Genomic DNA, 21,585 nt, shown 5'->3' on the forward strand with positions numbered 1-21,585 from the left:
GCTCGCCGCCACCGGCACCTCCCGAAAGGACGACCGCGCCGTGGACCTCAGCACACTCGGCACCGAGACCCGCAACCAGCGGACCGCCGATCTGGACCGCATGCCGGTCACCGAACTGCTCGCGGTCATGAACGACGAGGACCGCACCGTCGCCCTCGCGGTGCGCGAGGCCCTCCCGCAGATCGGGGCCGCCGTCGAGGCGATCACCGAGTCGCTGCGGCGGGGCGGGCGGCTGATCTACCTCGGCGCCGGCACCAGCGGCCGTGTCGGCCTGCTCGACGCCGTGGAGTGCCCGCCGACCTTCGGCACCTCGCCCGAGCAGGTCGTGGGACTGCTCTCCGGCGGGCCGGGCGCCTTCGCCCTGGCCGTCGAGGGCGCCGAGGACGAACCGGCGAGGGCGGTCGCCGACCTCGACGCGATCGGCGTGAACGACCGGGACACGGTGGTCGGGCTCGCCGCCAGCGGCCGTACCCCCTATGTCGTCGGCGGCCTGCGGCACGCCGCCGCCCGGGGCGCCGCCACGGTGTCGGTCGCCTGCAACCGCGACGCGGTCGTCAGCCGCTGCGCCGGCATCACGATCGAGGTCCCCACCGGCCCCGAGGTCCTCACCGGGTCGACCCGCCTCAAGGCCGGCACCGCCGAGAAGATGGTCTGCAACATGCTCTCGACGGCCTCGATGGTGCGCCTGGGCAAGGCGTACGGGAACCTCATGGTCGACGTGAAAGCCAGCAACGAGAAACTGGTCGACCGGGCCCGCCGCATCGTCGTCCAGGCCACCGGTGCCAACCCCGACACCGCCGCCGACGCGCTGCGTGCCGCCGGCGGCCACGCCAAGACCGCCATCGTCATGCTCCTCGCCCCCTGCACGGCCGAAGAGGCCACTCGCCGCCTCGACAAGGCCGGAGGCGACACGCGTACGGCCATCGGCGGCGCCTGACACCCAGCGCGTCCTGTTGACGGATTTTCAACCAGCCGGTCCCGCCGGAGTGTTCGCCTCTACGCAGTGCCCGGAGAAACGTGGGAACGGTCCCACGGAACTGATACCGCCGGTAACCAATGGGGAATTCGCCGACTTTGAAGCCGGGTCAATCGAACTCCTTGTTTCCCGTGAGCCGCGTGTGCGAAGGTGAGCCTTCCCGCGGGAGGGCAAAGGCCGGCGTCGAACGCCCAGGCCGGCCCGACAGGTATGCACCACTCGGCACTGCTTTCCGACAGGACGGCATTGAGTGCGCCGTCCTGCGGCTGGAAGGAAATGGTTCCGTGCAGTCCCCTCACCCCCCACGCCCGCCGTATCCACCGCTGCCCGGTTCGCCCGGGGAGTCCGACCGCAATCTCGCCGCCGGTCTCGGCGGCCCGCACGCCGTCCACCATCACGCCGTCGCCCTGCTGCTGGGCCGCCACTGGCGCGCCGCGCGCGACTACGCCACCGTCTGCCTGGCCTCGGCCGGGCCGACCGCCCACCTCGTCGCCACCGCCGCCTTCCACGAGGTGCTCGGCCGGATGGCCGCCGGAGCCGTCGGCGGCGCCCTGCGCCCGCAACTGCTGGTCGCCGTACGCGACACCGTCCGCGCCTGGGCCGCCGACGACGTGGCCTGCGCGACGCTGCCGGAATTGCGCAAACCCGCCGGCGGCCGCGGACTGCGCGCGACGAATCCCGCGACGCCGGAAAGGCGGCAACTCGCCGAACGCGCATTCCGGGCACTTCCCGGCGCCTCGCAATGCCTTCTGTGGCACACCGAGGTGGAGGCGGAACCGATAAACATTCCCGCTGGTCTGCTGGGTATCGACCCGGCCACCGCGACGGCCGCACTGGAACAGGCGCGCGAGCAATTCAGAGCGGGTTGCGTACGCGCCCACCGGGAACTCGCCCCCACCAAGGAATGCCGCTTCTACAACCGGCTCCTGGACGTCCCCCTGCGCCGTGGCGACGCCCTGCTGCCCGACGTGCGCCGGCACCTGGCGGCCTGCGCGCACTGCCGGCACGCCGCCGAGACCTTCGGGCTGTTCGACGACAGCCCCGGCCTGCTGCTCGCCGAGACCGTGCTCGGCTGGGGCGCCCGCCGCTATGCCGACTCGCGCCCCGGGCGCGGCGCCGCCGAGGAGGTGCCGTGCGGCCCGGCGCCCGAGCCGGCGGCAGCGGGCGCCGGCGGCAGACACCGCACCACCGGTTCCGGCAGCCGCCATCGCACGGCGGTGGTCATCGGCGTCGGGCTCACCTCGCTCGCGCTGCTCGCCACCGTCCTGGTGGCCAGAAGCTGGTCCGATGACAACGCTGTCCCGGCACCCGGCGCCACCTGGGGCGCCCCCGCCGCCCGCACCACGCATCCGCGCGGCACCGGCACCCTGCCCGTCACCTCACCCTCCGCCGCCTCGGCCGGCGAACCCGTTGCGGTCGCCCGGGGCAGCCTGCGCGGCCTCACCACCGGACGCTGTCTGGACGTGCGCGGGAGCACCGTCCGGGCCGGCGCGGGCGTCGGGCTCGCGCCGTGCTCCTCCGCCGCCGCGCAGCAATGGTCGTACCAGGACGACGGGTTGCTGCGCAGCGCCGCCGACCCCTCCCTGTGCCTGGCCGCCGACCCGGGCACGAGGACGGTCGTGCTGGCCGGATGCGCCGCGCACGCAGACGAGGCGGTCTACGACGTCACCGTGCACGGCGAGATCCTGCTGCGCCACAGCCAGGGCCTCGCGCTCGCCCCGAACGCCGACGGCCCGTCAGCCCGGGTGGTGCTGGCCCCTCGTGACGGTTCGCCGGACCAGCGCTGGCTGTTGCGACCGGGGACGGGCGGGGAAGGGCGGCCCGGTGCCGCGCCGGACGGGGCGGGGGCGCCGGGAGGCACCGGTGTGCCCGGCGCGGCCGGAGTTCCCGGTGGCGGGACACCGGGGCACGCCCGCCGGGATGCCGACGGGCCGCCGTACGGGAACGCCTCACGCGGGAAGCGGGAGGGCGGCGGGCCGGGCGAGTCGACGGGTCCGGACGAGACCCGGATCGCTCAGGTCCGCCTCGGCCATCAACAGCGGGGGCTGGGCCCCGGCCGGAAACAGCGGGGGCCCGGGCCCGTGTCGCCGGCCCGGGCGGAGCGCGCGGTGCACGACGTCCTGCGTCCGGTCACCGCGGTGACGGCGCCGGTGGGTGCGCTGCTCAACTGACGGGTACCGGGCCCGACGAGCCACGGCAGCCGCCCTCCGACGGCCCGGCACTCACAGCACCTTGGCCCGGATCAGCGCCGACAGCAGCAGGGTGCCGGGCAGCAGCGGCACCCAGTCGGTCAGCACCCGGTAGCCGATGACCGTCGCGGTGGCCGTCGCCGGAGCGCAGCCGAAGCTGACCAGCGTCCACACCAGCGCCGCGTCCACCGCGAACCCGCCCGGCGCCGGAACCGCGCCGACGGCCGTGCCCGCCGCCAGGTAGGCGAGCACCACGTGCTGCCACGGCAGCCCCAGCCCGAGCGAGGCGCCGACACAGGCGAGCGTGGTCCCCTGCACCAGCGGCATCGCCACCGCGCCGCCCCACAGCGCGACCACCCGGCAAGGGCGTGTGTGCACCTCCCGGGCATCGGCGAGGGCGGACCGCAGCAGCCCGGTCACCGGCCGCCGCAGCGGTCGTACGACGGTCAGCAGCACCCCCGCCGCCGCCACGGCGCCGCACGCGGCGGCGGCGACCGGGACCAGCAGCCGGCCGTCCGGGACCAGACCACCGAGGCGCCGCCAGGCCGGCGTCGCCGCGAGGAACACCAGCAGCACCCCGGTCTTCGCGCCGGACTTGGCGAGCGAGTACAGCCCGATCGACGCGGTGGCCCGGGCCGGCGGCACTCCCTGGCCCCGCAGGAAGCGCAGGGTGACGGCGTGCGCGCCGAGCCCGCCGGGCAGCGCGTGGTTGGCGGCGCCGGCGGCGAACTGCGAGGCCAGCAGCAGCCCCGGCCGCACCCGGTCCGGCAGCGCGCCCTGCCGGACGCAGGCGGCCGCCACGCAGTTCAGGCCGGTGAGACCGGCACCGGCCAGCAGCCACCCCGGATCGGCCGCGACCAGCCGTCGTACCCCCTCGTACATGACCGGCCGGTTGGCGGCCGCCCATCCGGCGGCGAGCAGCAGGGGAGCGAGGCACAGGGCCATCCGCAGGCGCCGGGCCCCGAGGAGGGACGGGGGCCGGGAAGCGGAATCGGCGCTCGGGGCGGCGGGGAGCGGATCCGCGGGCAGGACGCGTGGCGGGGAGGCGAGCGAGGGGGACGGGGAGAGTGAGGACACGGGGACGTCGTCCTTCCGCAGCGGGCCCCACGGCGGGGACCTGGAAAGGCGGGTCGGGTGAAACCGCGGGGAGCCTTCCCCGCCCGCGTGACACGGGGATGTCCGAAAACCGAAGGACCGGGGGCGGGACGGTGCCGCCGAGCGGATGCGCGTACGCCGCCGTTCACCGCCGACCAGGTAGCCTTCCCTTGGGGCGCCCTTTACATGCGGCGGCCCCACCGGTCAGGGAAGGCGACAGGGGAGGATCCCGCGGTGCACGTCCAGGATTGGCTCGACTCGGTGCCCGCGGCCGCCGTCTACGCCGTGGTCGCCCTGGTGATCGGTCTGGAGAGCCTGGGCATCCCGCTTCCAGGGGAGATCATCCTGGTCTCGGCGGCGCTGATGGCCTCCCAGCACTCGGGCGTCAACCCGGTCGTCCTCGGCGCGTGCGCGACCGCAGGCGCCGTGATCGGCGACTCCATCGGCTACGCGATCGGACGCAAGGGCGGACGCCCGCTGCTGGCCTGGCTGGACAGGAGATTCCCGAAGCACTTCAGCGAGGGCCATGTGGCCACCGCCGAGCGGTCGTTCGAGAAGTGGGGCATGTGGGCCGTCTTCTTCGGCCGTTTCATCGCCCTGCTGCGCATCTTCGCCGGCCCCCTCGCGGGCGTCCTGCACATGCCGTACTGGAAGTTCCTGATCGCCAACGTCCTCGGCGGCATCTGCTGGGCCGGCGGCACCACGGCGGCCGTGTACTACGTCGGCGTGGTCGCCGAGGGCTGGCTGAAGAAGTTCTCGTACGTGGGGCTGGCGGCGGCGGTGGCACTCGGCCTCGCCACCATGCTGATCGTGCAGCGCAAGGCGAAGAAGGCCCAGCAGCAGGTGGACCGGGAGGCAGAGCCGGTGAGCGCCGGGGACTGAAGCACCCCGCAACGGGCGCGGGGCCGATGTGCGGCTCTGCCGCGTGGGCGCGGCAGGCCGCACGGCCGCTGCCCGCCGGACGGCCTAGCGGTGCACGTCCTGGTGCGCCTTCGCCAGCTCCGCGTACATCGTGCCGTTGAGCGTGACCCCCTGCCGCTCCTCCTCGGTCAGCTCCCGCCGCACCTTCGCCGGCACCCCGGCCACCAGCGACCCGGGCGGCACCACCATCCCCTGCGGCACCAGAGCCTGGGCGGCGACGAGCGAACCGGCACCGATCACGGCCCCGTTCAGCACGGTCGCCCCCATCCCGACGAGGCAGTCGTCCTCCACGGTCGCCCCATGGACGACGGCGTTGTGCCCGATGGACACCCGCTCGCCGACATGCACCGGAAACCCGGGGTCCGCATGCAGGGTGACGTTGTCCTGGACATTCGCCTGCGCCCCCACGGTGATCTTTTCGACATCGCCCCGGATGACCGCGCCGTACCAGACACTGGCCCCCGCGTGCAGCGTGACCTCGCCGATCACGGAAGCCGTCGGCGCGACGAACGCCTCCGGATCGACCTGCGGCTCCCTGCCGCCGATGCCCACGATCAGCGCCTGCTGTGTCATCACCGTCTCCTCGTGTCCGTGACTACCCGCACGGTACGTCACGGACTGGGGCAAAGATCACAGCAGCCCGCCCTCTCGCCGGAGGCAACCGATGAGTAACGTGAGCCCGTGCCGAAGCCCAAGAACACGTTCTCGTCCTGGCGTCGCCGCGTCGCCCAGCGCGCGGTGCACGCGGCCTGGGCCTGGGCTCAGCGCACGGGCTCCGTCACCGCCGAACACCCCGGCCGCCTGAAGTTCGGCTCGATCGGCGAAGCGACCCGGCTCGCCTTCCCGCTCGGCACGGTCTTCGGCGAACCCTGGATCCACCTCGGCTCGCACTGCATCATCGGCGAACAGGTCACGCTGACCGCGGGCCTGATGCCGGACCTCGACCTCGGGCCCGAGCCGATCCTGCGCATCGGCGACGGCGTCGTCCTCGGCCGGGGCAGCCATGTCATCGCGGACACGACGGTCACCATCGGCAGCGACTGCTACTTCGGTCCGTACGTCTACGTCACCTCCACCAACCACTCCTACGACGACCCCCACCAGCCGATCGGCAGGCAGTGGCCCCGCATGGAGCCCGTGGAGATCGGTCCGGGCTGCTGGATCGGCACCGGCGCGGTCATCCTGCCCGGCGCGCGGATCGGCCGGAATGTGGTCGTCGCGGCCGGCGCCGTGGTGCGGGGCACGGTGCCCGATCACGCCGTGGTGGCCGGGGCGCCCGCCCGGGTGGTCCGGCGCTGGACGGCGGACCAGGGCTGGCAGCCCCCGCTCAGGACCCCGCCGCCGATACCGATCCCGGAGGGGACGACACCCGATCAGCTCCGGGCCCTGGCGGAACTGGACGAGGAGATGGTGGCCAGACTCGCGCAACTGGAAACCGAGAGCTGACGCGCGCGGTCCTCGGGGGCAAGGGCCGGCTAGGTATGGCTCGGTGGGTACGCGAAGCCGAGGGCCGGCTCGCGCGGGATGCGGGGATGAGGGCCGGCTCGGCCGGGATCCGCAGCCAGGGCCAGCGGTGGGCATCCGAAGCCCCGGGCCGGATCAGCCCGTCGCCAGCAGCAGGGTGCCGAGCAGGGCGAGGCCCGCGCCTGCCGCCTGGATCGCGCGCAGCCGTTCGCTGAGGAAGCCGCGCGCGGCCAGGGCCGTCACCACCGGGTACAGCGAGGCGAGTACGGCCGCCACGGTGACCGGGCCGTGCTGGGCGGCGACGGCGTACGTGCCGTTGGCGGCCACGTCGGCGAGTCCGACGAAGGCCAGCGCGGGCAGCGAGGCCCAGGGGAAGCCGCCCTCGGGCACCGCCCGGCCGCCCCGCCGGAGGGAGACGGCGAGCGCGGCCCCGCCGACCGCGACATTCGTCAGCCGCTGCACGAACAACGCGAGGAACAGGCCGGTGACGGTCGTCGAGGCCTCCGTGATCAGGGCGAAGACCGTGCCGAACCCCAGTGCCGCGACCAGCGTGAGCAGGATCGTCCGCCGCTGGACGGGCGCGCCGCGCAACTGCGGTCCGCCCGCGAGGACGACACCCGTCACGGCGACCGCGATGCCGGCGACCTGGAGCAGTCCGGGGCGCTCGCCGAGGACCAGGCCCACGCCCACCGGCACGGCCACGCTCAGCGTCGCGAGCGGCGAGACCACCCCCATGGGACCGAGCGCGAGGGCCTTGTAGAAAGAGAGCAGGGCGACCGGCCCCACCAGTCCGGCGGCGAACGCGAACCACAGGCGGGGCCCGGCCTCGCCCCACCCGCCGGTCGCGACGACGATCGCGCCCAGCACGGCCGCCGCGATGGCCTGGGAGACGACCACGACGGTCAGCGCGGGCGTCCGTCGTGTCAGCAGTCCGCCCCCGAAGTCGGCCAGCCCCCACAGAAGGCTGGTGGTCAGGGCGAAGAATGCTGTCACGGCCGGCCTCGCAGTACAGTTTGATGAACGATCGGGTCCACCTCACGGTAGTGCAGTGGAGTGAACTCTGTCATCCCGAATATTGAACTTCCGGGACGCCCGGACCCGACCCAGGGGCCTGACCCGGACCTCTTCCCGATGGACGTGATGTGTCGGACCTCGACCTGCTGACCCAGTCCCTGGCGCGCAACGTCAAGCGCTGGCGCACCGAGCGGGGCTTCACCCTGGACGCGCTCGCCGCCCGCGCGGGAGTCAGCCGCGGCATGCTGATCCAGATCGAGCAGGCCCGCACGAACCCCAGCATCGGCACGGTCGTCAAGATCGGCGACGCGCTCGGCATCAGCGTCACCACCCTGCTCGACTACGAACAGGGCCCCACCGTCCGCATCGTCCCCGCCGAACAGGCCGTACGGCTCTGGCACACCGACGCCGGCAGCTACAACCGTCTCCTCGCCGGCACGGAGGCGCCCGGTCCGCTCGAGATGTGGGACTGGCGGCTGATGCCGGGGGAGCAGAGCCCCTCCGAGCCGCACCGCGTGGGCACGGTGGAGCTCGTCCATGTCACCGCCGGCGAACTGACCCTCACCGTGGACGGCGTCAAGCACCTGGTGCCGACCGGCGCGAGCGCCACCTTCGAGGCCAGCACCGCGCACACCTACGCCAACGAGGGCGACGTACCGATGGAGATGGTGATGGCCGTCTCGGTGCCCCCGGTGCGCTGAGCCGCACCGGAGCGGGCTGTTAGCGTGCGGGCATGCGCGCACCCATCGGAGACTTCGACACCGCCACCCCCGTCACGGACTGCCTCGAGGAACTGACCGCGCCGGTCGCCGACGCCGTACGCACCTGGCGGGGCGCGGTTCCCGCCGACCGCGTCCTCTACGTCGAGACCGACCCGCGCTGGGCCGACACGGCCGTCTTCGTGGAGCACTACGGCCGCGATCTGCTGGAGCAGTCGGCGAACTGCGTGGTGGTCGCCGGCAAGCGGGGCGGCGAGACCACTCTCGCCGCGTGCGTGGTGCTCTCCACCACGCGGGTCGACGTCAACGGCGTCGTACGCCGCCAACTGGGCGCCCGCAAGGCTTCCTTCGCCTCCACGGAGACGGCGACCGGCGAGACCGGCATGGAGTACGGCGGCATCACCCCCGTCGGACTGCCCGCCGGCTGGCCGGTGTTCATCGACGCGGCCGTCGTCGACCTGCCCTACGTCCTCGTCGGCAGCGGACGCCGCCGCGGCAAGCTGCTGGTGCCGGGCAAGGCCCTCGCGGAACTGCCGGGCGCGGTGGTCCTGGAGGGCCTCGGGGTCGCCTGAGACCGCCGGTCCCCGCCGGGACGCAGGTCACGCCGTCGCATGGTGGGCGAGGACCACATGGGGGTCGCGCTCGCCCGGCGCCGGGGCGGGGTCGGCGTGCACCAGGGCGGCCGTCAGCCTCGGTACGGCGTGCAGCAGGGCGTGTTCCGCCTCCACGGCGATCGCGTGGGCCTGCCGCAGCGTCGCCTCGCCGTCCACCACGACCGCCAGTTCGGCCCGCAGCCGGTGCCCGATCCACCGCAGCCGCAGCTCGCCCACCTCGCGCACGCCCGGCACCCCCCGCACCGCGCGCTCGGCCCGGTCCACCAGCGCCGGGTCGACGGCGTCCAGCATCCGGCGGAACACCTCACGCGCCGCGTCCCGCAGCACCAGCACGATCGCGGCCGTGATCGCCAGCCCGACGACCGGGTCGGCCGGATGCCAGCCCAGCGCCGAGCCTCCGGCGCCCGCCAGCACCGCGAGTGAGGCGAAACCGTCCGTGCGGGCGTGCAGTCCGTCGGCGACGAGCGCGGCCGAGCCGATCCGCCGGCCCACCCGGATGCGGTACCGGGCCACCCACTCGTTGCCCACGAACCCGACCAGCGCGGCCACCGCGACCGCCGGCACGTGGGCGACCGGGCGCGGATCGAGCAGCCGCCCCACGGCCGCCCACGCGGCGAAGGCCGCCGACGCGGCGATGGTCAGCACGATCACCAGGCCCGCCAGATCCTCGGCGCGCCCGTAGCCGTAGGTGAACCGGCGGGTCGCCGCCCGCCGGCCCAGCACGAAGGCGATGCCGAGGGGGACGGCGGTCAGCGCGTCCGCCGCGTTGTGCACGCTGTCCCCGAGCAGCGCCACCGAGCCGGATACGGCCACCACGGCCCCCTGTGCCAGCGCGGTCGCCCCCAGCACGGCCAGCGACACCCACAGCGCCCGCGTCCCGTGCGCGGAGGCCTCCATGGCCGGGTCCAGCTTGTCGGCGCTGTCGTGGGAGTGCGGGGTGAGCAGATGCGCCAGGCGGTGGCGGAGACCGGGCTTGTGGGGGTGGTCCTCATGACCGTGGGCGTGGCCCGTGTGCGCGGGGTTCGCATGATCGTGACCGTGAGTGCGGCCCGGTGCGTGCCGGTCGTTCACGTGGGTCCCCTTCCGGTGTGCGGGAGTGGACGCGCGGCGCCCACCGGACCATTATGTGCGTATGAGCGCACGCATGCACCTTTCACCTGCGCACCATGCGCACCCGCGCAGCCCCGGCGAGGAGCAGTTCGCGCTCGCCGCCGAGCTGATGGCCCTGCTCGGCGACCGCACCCGCCTGACCCTGCTGCACGCCCTGACGACCGGCGAGGCCGACGTCACGACGCTCACCGAGGCGTGCGGCGCGGCCCGTCCCGCCGTCAGCCAGCACCTGGGCCGGCTGCGGCTAGCGGGACTGGTGAAGACCCGCAAGGAGGGCCGCCGGGTGATCTACTCGCTTCCGCACGGGCATCTGCGCCGGCTGGTGGAGGAGGCGCTGAAGACGGCGGACCACCTGCTCGCCGAGCGGCCCGCCGGAGGTCAGTAGGCGGCGGCCGTCCCGAGGTACTGCTCGGCGAAGGCCGCCGCCGCGGCCGGCGAGGTGAACAGCCGGCGCAGCCGCGCCAGCGTGGTGCCGGCGCGGAACGGATCGCCGGACGCCACCCCGTGGTAGATGTCCGACAGCCACTGGGAGAACTCCTGGTAGTCCCACACCCGGCGCAGACAGGCCGCCGAGTAGCCGTCCAGGCCGCTGCCGTCGCCCTTCGTGACGTAGGCCGTGAGCGCGTCGCCGAGCAGGAAGGCGTCGTGCAGGGCGAGGTTCAGACCCTTGGCGGCGATGGGCGCCACCAGGTGACCGGCGTCCCCGGCCAGGAACAGCCGCCCGTGGACGAGGGGTTCGACGACGTAGTGGTGCATGTCCAGGACGCGCTTCTCGGTCAGCCGGCCCTCGGTGAGCGGGGGCGCCCCGGCCGCGCCGAGCCGCTCGCGCAGTTCGGTCCAGACCCTGTCGTGCGGCCAGTTCTCCGGATCGTCGCCGGGCGGGCACTGGAGGTAGAACCGGGTGACCTCGGGGCTGCGCGGCATCTGCCCGGCGAAACCGCGCGGATGGACGCCGAACAGCACGCAGTCCGTCGACGGCGGAACCTCCGCCAGCAGCGCCAGCCAGCCGATGCCGTCGTCCTGCCGCGCGATCCGCCTCCGCCCGGCGGGTATCGCGTCCCGGGTCACCCCGCGCGCCCCGTCGCAGCCCGCGACGAAGTCGCAGCGCAGCAGCCGCCGTTCACCCGTCTCCGGGCAGCGGTACGACACCGCCGGCCGGTCGGAGTCCAGGTCGTGCAGCGTGACGTCCCGCACCCCGAAGCGGATGTCGCCGCCGCGTACGTCGGCGTACTCCCGCACCAGGTCCGTCACCAGCAGCGGCTGCGGATACACGTAGTGACGACGGCCCGTCAGCTCGGCGTAGGGGAAGCGGTAGCGCTCGCCGTCGAAGCGGAACTCGCAGGCGGTGTGCGACTCGGCCCGCTCCGGGAGCCGTTCGGACAGTCCCCGGCGGTCCAGTTCGCGCACCGCCCATTCCTCGATGACCCCGGCGCGCGGCCGTGTCTCGATGAACTGCCGGCTCTCGGTCTCCAGGACGACGCAGTCGACGGAGGCGGCGCGCAGGATGCTGCCGATGGTGAGCCCGGCCGGCCCGGCGCCCACGACGACCACCGTACGGCGTTCTGCGGGCGCGGCGCCGAGGTGGGGAGAAGGGGAGATCATCCCCGCATTATGACGGTGTCCCGTCAGCCGTGACCGGCCGACGGGACACCAGGGCGGAGCGGGTCAGTGCGCGGGGGCGTCGGTGACGACGACCTCCTCGATGTCGCGCTCGATCTGCTCGGGCGCCGAGGCGGTCGCCTTGGCCCAGTAGTAGATGCCGAGCGAGAACACGGCGACGACCAGGATGTCCCACCACAGCGGCAGGTCACCGGTACCGCCGAAGGTGCTGAAGTAGGAGATCACGCCGATGCCCGTCCTGACGGCGGGTGAGGCCGATGTCACGACGCTCACCGGGCCCGTCCGCCGCCAGCCAACACCTGGCGCGGCTGCGGCTTACGGGGTGAGGTGGGCGCCGATCACCCACTTGCCTCGGTGAAAAGAAAGGGCCCCACAGGGGGTGGGGTCCTTTGTCCATCCTGCCCGATCACAAGGATCGGGGGCGAATCACGAGTGAATCTCGATGGTGGGCGTGCACGTGCTCTTGGCGGGGAAGTCGCCGACGACCTCGCTCAGGCAGACCCGCATGGTGGTTCCGTTGCTGTACTTCTTGTCGAACTTCGACGGGAAGTAGACCGCGAAGTCGTCGGTGGACTTGGTGGCCTTCTTGCTGGATGCCAGCTTCCCGTTGATGTACAGCGTCAGCTTCGGCATGCCCCAAATACCGATGTAACGCCCGTAGATGGACTTGACCGTCAGGCCTTTGCCCTCAACGTTGAGGCAAACCTGGTTCGATTCGGCCTCCGTCACCTGGTGAACCGAGCACTTGCCGGCCGACGCGGACGCAGTGCCAGTGCCGACGGCCATGAAGGTCGAGGCCAGGACGGGTACCAGCACGGCAGGCACAGCTGCCTTGAAGACTTTGGTCTTCATCTGAAGACGACTCCCCGATTAGTTGTGGACCTGACATTCAGGTCTGTTGATCACGGTACAGAGAGTCGCCTCCCTCGGGCGCCATCTTGATCATCCTTGACTGTTCCATATGATGATCTTGGAAATTGGCGCTTCGGAGTCGACGGTCGAAGGCTGAGACAAACGCCGTCAGCCACGGCTGTGCGGCCGTGGCTGACGAAGGGCCCCTCTCGGTGCGCGACGAATATCAGTGTGTGGGCACGTCCACGACCACGATCTCATCGATGTCGCGCTCGATCTGTTCGGCATTGGAGGCGGTCGCCTTGGCCCAGTAGTAGATGCCGAGCGAGAACACCGCGATGAGCAGGATGTCCCACCACAGGGCGATGTGGCCCTGGCCGCCGAAGCCGCCCTGCCAGGAGATCAGGCCCATGCCCACCAGATAGGCGGGCAGCCACTGAGCGGCCCGGAAGTCCATCCGGGGCGCGTCCGGCAGGTTCTTCTTGTGGGCGTAGACCGCATAGCCGCCGAGCAGCACGTAGCCGAGGACGATGGCCATGCCGAGCCGCCACAGGGTGTCCCACCCGGCCCAGTAGATGATCAGGTTGGCCACCACGAACGACAGCGGAGAGAGCACCTTGCCGAACGGCAGTCGGTACGGCCGCTCGCGGTGCGGCAGCTTGTCGGCGAAGACGCCGTACGCCAGCGGCGCACCGGCGTACATCAGCACGCTCGCCGAGGTGATGAAGCCGACCAGCTTGTGCCAGCTCGGGAACGGCAGAAAGCAGATCACACCGGTCGCGAAGGACATGATGAGACCGAACCACGGCACGCCGCGCGCGTCGGTTCGCGCAAAGATCTTCGGAGCGTAGCCGTTCTTCGCCAGACCGTAGGAGACCCGCGAGGTGGCAGTGGTGTAGATCAGGCCGGTGCCGCCGGGGGAGACGATCGCGTCGAGGTAAAGGACACCCGCCAGCCAGCCGAGGCCCACCAGGGTCGCGAGGCCGGCCCACGGGCCGCTGTCGCCCTTGAATGCGAGGTGTGCCCACCCGTGCGCGAAACTGCTGTGCGGCAGCGCAGCGATGAACACGATCTGCAGCAGCAGGTAGATCACGGCGCCGATCGCCACCGAGCCGAGGGTCGCGCGCGGCAGGTCCTTCTTCGGGTTGCGGCTCTCGCCCGCCAGCTGGATGGCCTGCTCGAAGCCGAGCAGCGCGAAGATGATGCCGCTGGTGCTGATCGCGGCCAGCACACCCTTGGCGCCGAAGGGGGCGAAGCCCTCCGAGTGGAAGTTGGCCGGGTGGAAGTTTCCTACGGCGACGATGAAGATCGCGCCCAGGGGCACGGCGATCTTCCACCAGGTCGCGGCGCTGTTGGTGTGCGCCAGGGCTCGCACGCCGAAGAAGTTCACGCCGACGAAGACGGCCATGAGCACGATCGCGACGACCAGGCCACTGGCTGTCAGCGTCTTGTCGGCGTGCTGGAAGTGCTGTGCCCACGACCAGTGCCCGGCGTAGCCGATCATGGCCTCGACCTCGATCGGGGCCACCGTCGCGGCCTGCAGCCAGGAGAACCAGCCGAAGGACATGCCGGCGAGGCCACCGAACGCGTAGTGCGGGTAGCGGGCGGTGCCGCCAGCCACCGGGAACATGCCACCGAGTTCGGCGTGCACGAGGGCGAGGAGCACGATGGCCACCGAGCCGATCACCCACGAGATGATCGCCGAAGGGCCGGCCTGGATGACCGCGTCGTGCGCGCCGTACAACCAGCCGGAGCCGATGATGGAACCCACCGACGCCCACATCAGGCCGATGAGTCCCACATCGCGGCGCAAGCCGCCGCCGGTGTCGCTTGTGGCTACCGGCGTAGCAGCCTGGTCGACATTCGCCATGTCTAGTGGCCTCTCAGATCTATACGCAGTGTTAACGGGCAAGGAGGCCACAGGCTAGGGATGCTTTCCGAGTCAGCAAAAGAGTGTTAACCAAATTTTGACCCGGGATCTTCGGTGTCTTGGGCGCACGCTCGGTCACGGCCTTGTCACAGGTCAGATGCCTCGTGCGAATGTCAATATTCAGCGGCCAATTGTAAGTAGAATGCTAGATTCGCTAGCCCAGAAGGGGAATTTCGATCGCCGGGCACCGGTCCATGACCATGTCCACACCGGCCGATCGGGTACGTTCGTAGGCCGCCTCGTCCACCACGCCGAGCTGGAACCACACGGCCCGCGCGCCCTTCGCCACGGCCTCGTCGGCCACCGCGCCGGCCAGCTCGCTGTTGACGAAGACGTCGACCACGTCCACGTCGAAGGGGATCTCCGCGAGGGAGGCGTAGCCCCGCTCGCCGTGCACGGTCTCGGCCTTCGGATGCACCGGCACGATCCGCTTGCCGTACCGCTGCAGCACCTGCGCCACGCCGTACGCCGCCCGGCTGCGGTTGCCGGACAGGCCGACCACCGCCCAGGTGTCGCCCAGCTCCGTAAGGATCCTGCGGATCGTCGCTTCGTCGCCGTACACGGCCGCCTCCTCGGGCTGCGGGAAACTCTTCCCCTCCGCAACATCGGCGCGCCGGATCCGGATTCCCGGCCCGCCCCACCACGCCACCATGCCCCGAACGGGTCCAAGATACCTGCGCACGACCGCCCGGCCGCCTACGCTCACCCCGTGCTGCGCATCCTCGACGCCCGAACCGGTGAGCTGGTCCCCGCCGCGCCCGCCCGCCGCGGCCTGACCCGTGCCGAGGCCCACGCCTGCGGCCCCGACCCGACGTCCCTGCGGGTGCTGCTCACCGCCGACCTCCTGGTCCGCGCCCTGGAGCTGGACAGCACCCCGGTCTGGACGACCCTGGCCGCCCCCCGCGGCGCCGCCGATCTGAACACCGCCGCGACCGCCCTGTCCATCCGCCCCTTCGAGGACGCCCGCGACCTCTCGCCAGGCCTGCCGAAGGCCCAGGCGATCCAGGTGACGGCCGACCGCACGACTGCCTCCGGCGCCGGTCCGGTGATGCAGGTCGCACCGGTGGAGTGGACGGGGGAGGAGCCGGTGGGCGGACGGAGCGCGTCCTCGTCGGGTTCCGGGCCGGCCGCTGGTCGTGCCGCCGAGCCCGGGTCCGCACAGGCCGCCCCGGGCACCGCCCGCCTCGCTCTGGACGTCCTGCTTGCGGATCCCTCGGCTCTCCGGCTGGCGCTGCTCTCCGTTCCACGGGCGGAGGCGGTTCGGCTGGACCCCGGTGCGCTGGCGGAGGCCGGCGGACGGCTGGCGCCGTGGCGGCGGGCCGTCGCCCGGTGGGCAGGCCAGCCGTCGCGGCCCGTGCCGGAGGAGGTGCGGGAGCGGCTGCGCGCCGCGTGGGAGGACGACCTCGACCTGCCCGGAGTGCTGGACGTGCTGCGGGACGTGGAGCGCGACCCGGACCTCCCTGACGGAGCCCGGTTCGAGACGTATGTCTACGCCGACCGCCTGCTGGCCCTCGACCTCGCCCGCGACCTCGGGAGCCTCGCATGATCGCGCGGGCGGACGCGGGCCCGCTGCGCCGGCTGGTCGTCCTGCGGCACGCCAAGTCCGCCCGGCCCGAGGGCGTCGAGGACCACGCCAGGCCCCTCGCCCCACGCGGCCTGCGCGACGCCCCCGCCGCCGGGCGCGCCCTCGCCGAGGCCGACTGCCTGCCCGACCTCGCCCTGTGCTCCCCGGCCGTACGCGCCCGGCGCACCTGGGAGCTGGCCTCCGCCGAATGGGGCACCCCGCCGCCGGTGCGCTACGACCGGCGGCTGTACGCGGCGGACGCACCGCAGCTGCTGGAAGTGGTCCGCGAGACGCCTTCCGAGGTGGAGACGCTGCTGCTCGTCGGGCACAACCCGGGCCTCGAGGAGCTGGTCCTGGAACTGGCGGGGGACGGTCTCGACGACACGCTGGACCGGGTGCGGACCAAGTTCCCGACCTCCGCGATCGCCGTCCTCTCCTGGCACGGCCCCGGCTGGCCCTCCCTCGGCCCCGGCACAGCCCTGCTGACCTCGCTGACCGTACCGCGCGGGGCGAAGACATAGCGCCCACGCGCGCGTGCGACTGCGTGAGCCGCACCGACCTGCACAGCGGCCGCATCACCGGCACGCGCCCGTGACCGGCGCTCACGGGCACCGCATAGGCTGACCGGATGCAGGACGAGTACCGCACAGTCGCCCGCGCGGGCGTGCACGAGATCGAGATCAACCGCTCCCGCTTCCTGTGCGCCCTCGCCCCGGCCGCCACCGAGCAGGAGGCACAGGACTTCATCGCGTCCGTGCGCAAGGAGCACGCCGACGCCACGCACAACTGCTGGGCGTACGTCATCGGCGCCGACGCCTCCGTGCAGAAGGCCGGCGACGACGGCGAGCCCGGCGGCACCGCGGGCGTCCCCATGCTGCAGATGCTGCTGCGCCGTGAGATGCGCTACGTCGTCGCGGTCGTCACCCGGTACTACGGAGGAGTCAAGCTCGGCGCCGGCGGACTCATCCGTGCCTACGGCGGAGCCGTCGGCGAGACCCTGGACGTGCTCGGCACGCTCACCCGGCGCCGCTTCCGGCTGGCCACGGTGACCGTCGACCACCAGCGGGCCGGGAAGGTGCAGAACGACCTGCGCGCCACCGGACGCGAGGTCCGGGACGTCCGCTACGGCGAGGAGGTCGCCATCGAGATCGGGCTGCCGGACGCCGACGTGGACTCCTTCCGTGCCTGGCTCGCCGACGCGACGGCGGGCACGGCCGGCTTCGAACTGGGCGGCGAAGCCTATGGAGATGCGTGATGTTCGGTTCTAATCGGGCATAACGGATGGGGGTTGGGCGGGTCATGACGGGCTGATACGGGAGTAACCGCCCGTGATGTCAGACCCGGCCGTTAGTCTCGGGGATCATGAGACTCCTGCACACGTCCGACTGGCATCTCGGCCGGGCCTTCCACCGGGTGAACATGCTCGGGGCCCAGACCGAGTTCATCGGTCACCTCGTCACCACCGTGCGCGAGCGCGCGGTGGACGCGGTGGTCGTGGCGGGCGATGTGTACGACCGCGCGGTGCCCCCGCTCGCCGCGGTCGAGCTGTTCGACGACGCCCTGCACCGCCTCGCGGACCTCGGCGTGCCCACGGTGATGATCTCCGGCAACCACGACTCCGCCCGCCGGCTCGGCGTCGGCGCCGGACTCATCGACCGCGCGGGCATCCACCTGCGCACCGAGCCGTCCGCCGTCGCCACCCCGGTCGTGCTGGCCGACGCCCACGGCGACGTCGCCTTCTACGGACTGCCGTACCTCGAACCGGCCCTGGTGAAGGACGAGTTCGGGGTGGACAAGGCCGGCCATGAGGCCGTGCTGAGCGCCGCCATGGACCGGGTCCGCGCCGACCTCGCCACGCGCCCGCCCGGCACCCGCTCGGTCGTCCTCGCGCACGCCTTCGTGACCGGCGGCCAGGCCAGTGACAGCGAGCGGGACATCACCGTCGGCGGGGTCGCCGCCGTACCGGCCGGAGTCTTCGACGGCGTCGACTACGCGGCCCTCGGCCATCTGCACGGCTGCCAGACCATCACCGAGCGCGTGCGCTACTCGGGCTCCCCGCTCGCGTACTCCTTCTCCGAGGCCGGCCACCACAAGAGCATGTGGCTCGTCGACCTCGGCGCCGACGGCTCCGTGACCGCCGAGCGCGTCGACTGCCCGGTCCCGCGCCCGCTGGCCCGCCTCAGGGGCGCCCTGGACGACCTGCTCGCCGATCCCGCGCTGGCCCGCCACGAGGACGCCTGGGTCGAGGCCACCCTCACCGACCCGGTCCGGCCCGCCGACCCCATGGCCCGGCTCACCGAACGCTTCCCGCACACCCTCAGCCTCGTCTTCGCCCCCGAGCGCGCCCCCGACGACCCCGAGGTGTCCTACGCCCGGCGGCTCGCCGGCCGCAGCGACCAGCAGATCGCCGAGGACTTCGTCGCCCATGTGCGCGGCGCCGGACCCGACGAGCAGGAGGCGGCCGTCCTGCGCGAGGCCTTCGACGCCGTGCGCGCCGACGACGCCGTGCGGGAGGTGGCCCGGTGAGGCTGCACCGGCTCGCCATCACCGCGTTCGGGCCCTTCGGCGGCTCCCAGAGCGTCGACTTCGACGCCCTGTCCGCCGCCGGGCTGTTCCTGCTGCACGGCCCCACCGGCGCCGGCAAGACCTCCGTCCTCGACGCCGTCTGCTACGCCCTGTACGGCTCCGTGCCGGGCGCCCGGCAGAGCGGCCAGGGCATGCACCTGCGCAGCGACCACGCCGACCCCCGCACCCGCACCGAGGTCCGCCTCGACCTCACCGTCGCCGGGCGCCGCCTGGAGATCACCCGGCAGCCGCCCTGGGAGCGGCCCAAGCTGCGCGGCAAGGGCACCACCGTCGACAAGGCCCAGACCTGGCTGCGGGAGTACGACAGCGAGGCGGGCGGCTGGCAGGACCGCAGCCGCTCCCACCAGGAGATCGGCGAGGAGATCACCCAGCTGCTCGGCATGAGCCGCGAGCAGTTCTGCCAGGTCGTCCTGCTGCCCCAGGGCGACTTCGCGCGCTTCCTGCGCGCCGACGCCGAGGCCCGCGGCCGGCTGCTGGGCCGCCTCTTCGACACCCAGCGGTTCGCGGACGTCGAGAAGCGCCTCGCCGAACGCCGCCGCGCCACCGAGGCACGCGTGCGTGACGGCGACGCGGCGCTGCTCGCCGACGCCCACCGCATGCAGCAGGAGGCCGGCGACGCCATGGAGCTGCCGGAGCTGGCCCCCGGCGATCCCGGCCTGGCCGACGCCGTCCTCGGCGCCGCCGCCGTCGCCCGCGCCACCGCACGCGAACGCCTCACCGTCGCCCACTGCCGCCTCACCGCCGCCGAGTCCGCCCACGCCGAGGCCCGGCGCGCCCTGGACGACGCACGCGAACTGGCCCGGCTGCAGAGCCGGTTCGCCGAGGCCCGGCGGCGCGCCGAGCGGCTCCAGGAGCGGGCCGGCACCCACCACGAGGACCAGCGGCGCATGGAGCGGTCCCGCAAGGCGGAGGCCGTCGCGCCCGCACTGGAGCTGCGCCGGGCCGCCGAGGAGGAGCACCGCAGGGCGGCCGCCGCCGAGACACGCGCGCGTGGCCTGCTCCCCGGCTCCTACGCCGACGCGGGCGCGGCCGGGCTCGCCGCCGCCGCCCGCCGGGCCGCCGAGGAGCTGGGCGGCCTCGACGCGGCCCGGCGCGCCGAGCGCCGGCTCGCCGAACTGGCCGAGGAGCGCTCCGGCCTCGACCGCCAGGAGCGCGCCGACGACGACGTGCTCCGCGAGGCCGACGCCTGGCTCGCCGGCTGGGACACCACCCGCTCGGCACTGCAGTCCCGCGTCGACGCCGCGCAGGAGGCCGCCACCCGCGCCGAACAGCTCGCCGTCCGGCGTGAACCGACGGCGAGGCGCCTGGAAGCGGCCCGCACCCGGGACCAGCTGGCCGCGGACCTTCAGGACACCCGGCGCCAGGCCGAGGCGTCCGGGCAGCGCGCCCTCGACGCCCGCGCCCACTGGCTCGACCTCAAGGAACAGCGCCTGAACGGCATCGCCGCCGAACTGGCCGCCCGCCTCACCGACGGCGAGCCCTGCGCCGTCTGCGGAGCCACCGAACACCCCGCACCGGCCCGCAAGGTCGCCGGACACGTCGACCGCGAGGCCGAGGAACAGGCCCACCGCGCCTCCCAGCAGGCCGACCGGCAGCACGCCGAGGAGGAGCGCCGGCTCGGCGTCGTCCGCGAGGCCCTGGCCGCCGCCACCGCCGAGGCGGGCGACACGCCCACCGCCCGACTGGAGGCCGAGGCCGCCGAGTTGGAGGAGGAGTACGCCCGCGCCCGCCGCGCCGCCTCCGCGCTGCACTCCGCCCACGAGGACCTGCGGCGCGCCGAGCAGGAGCGCGAGCGGCGCCTCGCCGACCGCCAGCAGGCCGCCGTACGGGTTGCCTCCCGGCTCACCCGCCGCGACACACTCGAACGCGAACAGACCCAGCTGGAGGCCGAGTTGGCCCAGGCGCGCGGCAGCCTGGGCAGCGTGGCCGCTCGCGCCGAGCAGCTGGAGCGGCAGGCGGCGCTGCTCACCGACGCCGCCGACGCCGTACGCGCCGCCGAGGACGCCGCCCAGCGTCTGAAGGACGCCGACGCCCGCCTCGCCGACGCCGCCTACCGCGCCGGCTTCGACACCCCGCAGGAAGCGGCCGCCGCCCTCCTGGACGCCGCGGCCCACCGCGAACTGCAGCACCGCCTGGACGCCTGGCAGACGGAGGAGGCCGCCGTACGCGCGGTGCTGGCCGAGGCCGACACCGCGGCCGCCGCCCAGCGCCCGTCCGCCGACCTGCCCGCCGCCGAGCGCGCGGCGGCCACGGCCGAACACCGGCTGCGCGCGGCGGCGTCCGCGCGCGACGCGGCGGCCCGCTGCTGCGCCGAGCTGGACCGCCTCTCCGCGCGCGCCACCGAGGCCGTACGACGCCTCGCCCCGCTCCGCGAGGAGTACGACCGGGTCGCCCGGCTCGCCGCCCTCACCGCGGGCACCTCCGCCGACAACGAGCGCAAGATGCGGCTGGAGTCGTATGTGCTGGCGGCCCGCCTCGAGCAGGTCGCCGCCGCCGCGACCGCGCGGCTGCAGCGCATGTCGTCGGGCCGCTACACCCTCGTCCACTCCGACGACCGCACCGGACGCGGCCGCAGCGGGCTCGGGCTGCATGTGGTCGACGCGTGGACCGGACGTGAACGCGACACCGCCACTCTGTCCGGCGGCGAGACCTTCTTCGCCTCGCTCGCCCTCGCCCTCGGCCTCGCGGACGTCGTCACCGACGAGGCCGGCGGCGTCCGCCTCGACACCCTCTTCATCGACGAGGGCTTCGGCAGCCTCGACGACCAGACCCTCGACGAGGTCCTGGACGTCCTGGACTCCCTGCGCGAACGCGACCGCAGCGTCGGCATCGTCAGCCATGTCGGCGACCTGCGCCGCCGTATCCACGCCCAACTGGAGGTCGTCAAGGGCAGATCGGGGTCGGCGCTGCGGCAGCGGGGCGTCTGACCGG

General features: G+C 73.4%; 21 protein-coding genes. 12 read left to right on the forward strand and 9 right to left on the reverse strand.

The window, feature by feature from the left end; all coding sequences use genetic code 11:
* Window positions 1-40: 40 nt before the first annotated feature.
* Both murQ and AB0950_RS09470 read left to right on the forward strand, forming a co-directional pair.
* Window positions 41-937 carry an N-acetylmuramic acid 6-phosphate etherase gene (gene murQ / locus AB0950_RS09465; RefSeq protein ID WP_360575603.1) on the forward strand — a complete coding sequence of 299 codons (897 nt, stop codon included), beginning with the start codon at window positions 41-43 and terminating at the stop codon, window positions 935-937.
* Between the two features lie 323 nt (window positions 938-1,260).
* Window positions 1,261-3,147 carry an RICIN domain-containing protein gene (locus AB0950_RS09470; protein ID WP_366778227.1) on the forward strand — a complete coding sequence of 629 codons (1,887 nt, stop codon included), beginning with the start codon at window positions 1,261-1,263 and terminating at the stop codon, window positions 3,145-3,147.
* Window positions 3,148-3,198: 51 nt separating this feature from the next.
* Here AB0950_RS09470 and AB0950_RS09475 read toward each other — a convergent pair whose 3' ends face one another.
* A complete protein-coding gene (locus AB0950_RS09475; RefSeq protein WP_360146892.1) occupies window positions 3,199-4,242 on the reverse strand; it encodes a lysylphosphatidylglycerol synthase transmembrane domain-containing protein in 1,044 nt (347 codons plus the stop codon).
* A 252-nt stretch (window positions 4,243-4,494) separates the two neighbouring features.
* Between AB0950_RS09475 and AB0950_RS09480 the strand changes: the two genes are divergently transcribed.
* Window positions 4,495-5,142, forward strand: coding sequence for a DedA family protein (locus AB0950_RS09480; RefSeq protein ID WP_366778228.1), 648 nt, complete (start codon window positions 4,495-4,497; stop codon window positions 5,140-5,142).
* 84 nt (window positions 5,143-5,226) lie between these two features.
* Here the strand turns inward: AB0950_RS09480 and AB0950_RS09485 are convergent, their stop codons facing one another.
* Window positions 5,227-5,754, reverse strand: a complete 528-nt coding sequence (locus tag AB0950_RS09485; protein WP_366778229.1) for a gamma carbonic anhydrase family protein — start codon at window positions 5,752-5,754, stop codon at window positions 5,227-5,229.
* 108 nt (window positions 5,755-5,862) lie between these two features.
* Here AB0950_RS09485 and AB0950_RS09490 point away from each other — a divergent pair, with 108 nt between their 5' ends.
* Window positions 5,863-6,627, forward strand: a complete 765-nt coding sequence (locus AB0950_RS09490; RefSeq protein ID WP_360146883.1) for an acyltransferase — start codon at window positions 5,863-5,865, stop codon at window positions 6,625-6,627.
* A gap of 153 nt (window positions 6,628-6,780) precedes the next feature.
* Here AB0950_RS09490 and AB0950_RS09495 read toward each other — a convergent pair whose 3' ends face one another.
* Window positions 6,781-7,638, reverse strand: coding sequence for a DMT family transporter (locus AB0950_RS09495; RefSeq protein WP_360146880.1), 858 nt, complete (start codon window positions 7,636-7,638; stop codon window positions 6,781-6,783).
* A 149-nt stretch (window positions 7,639-7,787) separates the two neighbouring features.
* Between AB0950_RS09495 and AB0950_RS09500 the strand changes: the two genes are divergently transcribed.
* Both AB0950_RS09500 and AB0950_RS09505 read left to right on the forward strand, forming a co-directional pair.
* Entirely contained in the window at window positions 7,788-8,360 is a 573-nt protein-coding gene (locus AB0950_RS09500; protein ID WP_360146877.1) for an XRE family transcriptional regulator, read from the forward strand.
* A gap of 32 nt (window positions 8,361-8,392) precedes the next feature.
* Complete coding sequence (locus AB0950_RS09505; protein ID WP_360146874.1) at window positions 8,393-8,950, forward strand: YbaK/EbsC family protein; 558 nt, start codon at window positions 8,393-8,395, stop codon at window positions 8,948-8,950.
* Window positions 8,951-8,977: 27 nt separating this feature from the next.
* Here the strand turns inward: AB0950_RS09505 and AB0950_RS09510 are convergent, their stop codons facing one another.
* Window positions 8,978-10,063, reverse strand: coding sequence for a cation diffusion facilitator family transporter (locus AB0950_RS09510; RefSeq protein WP_366778230.1), 1,086 nt, complete (start codon window positions 10,061-10,063; stop codon window positions 8,978-8,980).
* Window positions 10,064-10,124: 61 nt separating this feature from the next.
* On the opposite strand from AB0950_RS09510, the gene AB0950_RS09515 reads away from it, so the two are divergent.
* Window positions 10,125-10,487 (forward strand): metalloregulator ArsR/SmtB family transcription factor, encoded by a 363-nt coding sequence (locus AB0950_RS09515; RefSeq protein WP_360575609.1) that lies wholly within the window; start codon window positions 10,125-10,127, stop codon window positions 10,485-10,487.
* Here AB0950_RS09515 and AB0950_RS09520 read toward each other — a convergent pair.
* The 5 genes from AB0950_RS09520 to AB0950_RS09540 form a co-directional block, all read right to left on the reverse strand.
* On the reverse strand, window positions 10,481-11,704 hold the full coding sequence (locus AB0950_RS09520; protein WP_360146864.1) for a 4-hydroxybenzoate 3-monooxygenase: 1,224 nt from the start codon (window positions 11,702-11,704) through the stop codon (window positions 10,481-10,483). The genes AB0950_RS09515 and AB0950_RS09520 overlap by 7 nt on opposite strands.
* A 63-nt stretch (window positions 11,705-11,767) precedes the next feature.
* Complete coding sequence (locus tag AB0950_RS09525; RefSeq protein WP_366778231.1) at window positions 11,768-11,995, reverse strand: hypothetical protein; 228 nt, start codon at window positions 11,993-11,995, stop codon at window positions 11,768-11,770.
* 153 nt (window positions 11,996-12,148) lie between these two features.
* Entirely contained in the window at window positions 12,149-12,574 is a 426-nt protein-coding gene (locus AB0950_RS09530; RefSeq protein ID WP_366778232.1) for a hypothetical protein, read from the reverse strand.
* 226 nt (window positions 12,575-12,800) lie between these two features.
* Entirely contained in the window at window positions 12,801-14,444 is a 1,644-nt protein-coding gene (locus tag AB0950_RS09535; RefSeq protein WP_366778233.1) for an APC family permease, read from the reverse strand.
* A 214-nt stretch (window positions 14,445-14,658) separates the two neighbouring features.
* Window positions 14,659-15,066 (reverse strand): CoA-binding protein, encoded by a 408-nt coding sequence (locus AB0950_RS09540; protein ID WP_366778235.1) that lies wholly within the window; start codon window positions 15,064-15,066, stop codon window positions 14,659-14,661.
* Window positions 15,067-15,213: 147 nt separating this feature from the next.
* On the opposite strand from AB0950_RS09540, the gene AB0950_RS09545 reads away from it, so the two are divergent.
* From AB0950_RS09545 to AB0950_RS09565, 5 genes are all read left to right on the forward strand, one after another.
* Complete coding sequence (locus AB0950_RS09545) at window positions 15,214-16,050, forward strand: hypothetical protein (RefSeq protein WP_366778236.1); 837 nt, start codon at window positions 15,214-15,216, stop codon at window positions 16,048-16,050.
* Window positions 16,047-16,589, forward strand: a complete 543-nt coding sequence (locus AB0950_RS09550) for a histidine phosphatase family protein (RefSeq protein ID WP_360146852.1) — start codon at window positions 16,047-16,049, stop codon at window positions 16,587-16,589. The genes AB0950_RS09545 and AB0950_RS09550 overlap by 4 nt, the downstream gene beginning before the upstream one ends.
* A gap of 107 nt (window positions 16,590-16,696) precedes the next feature.
* Window positions 16,697-17,323: a YigZ family protein gene (locus tag AB0950_RS09555; RefSeq protein WP_360146849.1), complete on the forward strand. Its 627-nt coding sequence runs from the start codon at window positions 16,697-16,699 to the stop codon at window positions 17,321-17,323.
* 107 nt (window positions 17,324-17,430) lie between these two features.
* Entirely contained in the window at window positions 17,431-18,594 is a 1,164-nt protein-coding gene (locus AB0950_RS09560) for an exonuclease SbcCD subunit D (protein WP_360146846.1), read from the forward strand.
* Window positions 18,591-21,581: an SMC family ATPase gene (locus AB0950_RS09565; RefSeq protein WP_366778237.1), complete on the forward strand. Its 2,991-nt coding sequence runs from the start codon at window positions 18,591-18,593 to the stop codon at window positions 21,579-21,581. The genes AB0950_RS09560 and AB0950_RS09565 overlap by 4 nt, the downstream gene beginning before the upstream one ends.
* Window positions 21,582-21,585: the final 4 nt, after the last annotated feature.

It is taken from the genome of Streptomyces sp. NPDC007189 (assembly GCF_040703635.1).
GTDB lineage: Bacteria > Actinomycetota > Actinomycetes > Streptomycetales > Streptomycetaceae > Streptomyces.